This window comes from Bradyrhizobium sp. NAS80.1, from assembly GCF_001908205.1.
In the GTDB taxonomy this organism is placed as follows: domain Bacteria; phylum Pseudomonadota; class Alphaproteobacteria; order Rhizobiales; family Xanthobacteraceae; genus Bradyrhizobium.
Genome location: NZ_LGHL01000479.1, coordinates 1 through 2,212, shown reverse-complemented (window position 1 = coordinate 2,212; position 2,212 = coordinate 1). Strand labels below are relative to the sequence as shown.

1 protein-coding gene is annotated in these 2,212 nt (G+C 57.1%); it reads right to left on the bottom strand.

Annotation, left to right across the window (positions count from 1 at the left end; all coding sequences use genetic code 11):
• Positions 1–55: 55 nt before the first annotated feature.
• On the bottom strand, positions 56–1,606 hold the full coding sequence (gene ltrA, locus AC629_RS44370; RefSeq protein WP_245332220.1) for a group II intron reverse transcriptase/maturase: 1,551 nt from the start codon (positions 1,604–1,606) through the stop codon (positions 56–58).
• Positions 1,607–2,212 lie beyond the last annotated feature (606 nt).

Here is a 2,212-nt window from a genome sequence, read left to right as displayed (position 1 = left end):
GTAGAAGGGTAGAGTAGGCGATGAGCGCCAGTTCCGCCTTACGGCGGATGGTTTCTCATCGCCTCTCGCCGAACCGGACATGCGCCTTTCGGTACGCATCCGGCTCTCCAGAAGATATTGCAAAAGGAGGCGGTTTCATCCAACCAAGGAGAAATCGGGTTATCGAAGTCCAAGCGAGAACATACTGCTCGCGTTGTCCTTCTCGCCAAAGACGCCTTGTCGGGCGGCGACTGCTCGGTCCAAAAAACCGCATCATGTCGCGTGCCCGCGCTTTCCGGTACTTCTTGCGAAGCCAACACCAGATGCGGCGTGTCACGAACCAGTCAATAGCCGTGAACACTTTGCCCGCTCTGGCGCAGTGGCGATAGTAGCCAGCCCAGCCGCGAAGGATGAAGTTCAGTTCTTCGAGTTTCTGACTAAGGGTCACTAGGTTCGTATTGACCTTTGTGAGTACCTTGATCTTGTGACGCAAATCAGCGGCTTTTGCTTTAGGGATTTCTACACGGGGAAAATATCCGTATCGTTTGTCCCATCGCATCGCGACGTGGAATCCGAGAAACTCAAATCCCTCTGTCACTGGCGTGATCTTTGTCTTTTCCGGTGACAGTTCGAGGCCCGTAATCTGACGTAGGTAGTTAGCCAGCGCTTCTTTCTCTGCGATGGCATCCTCCTCAGTCCCAGACACTAGAACAACGAAGTCATCAGCATATCGGATCGGGAAGAACACGCAGCGTCCTGCCTTGTGATCCCGACCCCGTGCTCCTCGTGCCGCCGCTGCCCCATCGCTGAGGCGGCGGTCCTGGAGTTTTGACCGGTGATACGTCCATCTTTCGTAGCGTTCCTCGATTGCGCTAAGCGCGATGTTGGCAAGCAACGGGGAGATGATCCCACCTTGAGGCGTGCCGTTGTCTGTGCGCAGGAATTGATCCTCCGCCAGAACTCCGGCTTTCAGAAACTTTCCGACCAACCCCACGACCCGCCGGTCGGCCACGCGTGTGCGCAGCCTGTCCATGAGATGGTGATGGTTGATGTTGTCGAAACAGCCCTTTATGTCGCCTTCAATGATCCAGTTGTACGGCATTCGGTGCCGTCGGCTATCCTGATCCCGCTTTCGCGGTTGCAGGGATTGCCTGATATGCTCCAAGGCGCCGTGCGTGCTTCTGCCGGGGCGAAACCCGTAGGAAACAGGCCAGAATTGCGCCTCGAAGATTGGCTCGAGAACTGCTTTGACCGCGCCTTGAACGACGCGGTCCTTTACCGTGGGAATGCCCAAGGGCCGGAATTGCCCCGGTTTACCGGGTTTGGGAATGAGCTTCCGCCTTGAAGGACTCGGATGGTATGTGCCCGAGCGCAATTCCCGCCGAATGCCTTCAAGAAACGTCCGCTCACCTATCGTTTGCCGGATGCGATTCACGGTAATCCCGTCGACGCCGGCGGAGCGCTTACCTTTGTTGGTAGAGACGCGCCGCCAAGCGTGGCGGATCATGCGGTCGTCAGTAAGCCAACCCCATAGATCCCGCCACGTTTCGTCGGGATTTGCCTTGCTCTGCTGATAAAGCCTGCGTTGAACGTCGAGTACCCAAGCCTCATCGGCCTGATAATCCATGTCCACAGATCGCTTCCCCGTCATGCAGACCTATCATCTTCCTGCTTTCCTTCGCCCCGTGCGCGGCTTTCCCGTGCCCTGACTACTATGAAAGCTCCGCCCTCGGTGTCGTCCATCTTCTGCCGTCGCGACTAGCCCGATTCCGTGCCGGGCAGACGATCCGAGTTCCCGTGTTCCGATCTCCAACCATTGTGCCGTTAGGCGGTGAGCTCTACCCCTGGCGATACTGGAGACAGGCTGAGAGAGCCGTTCCTGTCTCGGGCACGTTGCACGTGTCCAGCAGCAGAGATGGACTGAGCCCTGCCGCTTCTAATCGCGTTACCTCCAGTGCCATCACACCTGAGGAGGCGTTATCGATAAATACAGAGGCTTCCGGCGCTCACTTCGTTGTCTCGCCATAGACACTGCGGTAGCCCGGCCTGCGAGTGGTGGCTCGCATCCGATACAGTTAAGGCTGATCTGCTTATGGCACCCAACCGGCGACGCCCGGTCGAGCTTTTCAGCCCCCTTTCGACTGTCGCTCTAGCAGTCGAGACGACATTTCAGCCGTCGGTAGGAAATCAGCGAGCGTAAGAGGTGCTACTTAAATCATGTTTCACCTCTCTA

Excerpts from the sequence above, each read along its gene's own strand:
- ltrA (WP_245332220.1), bottom strand. The coding sequence starts at position 1,606 with ATGGATTATCAGGCCGATGAGGCTTGGGTACTCGACGTTCAACGCAGG.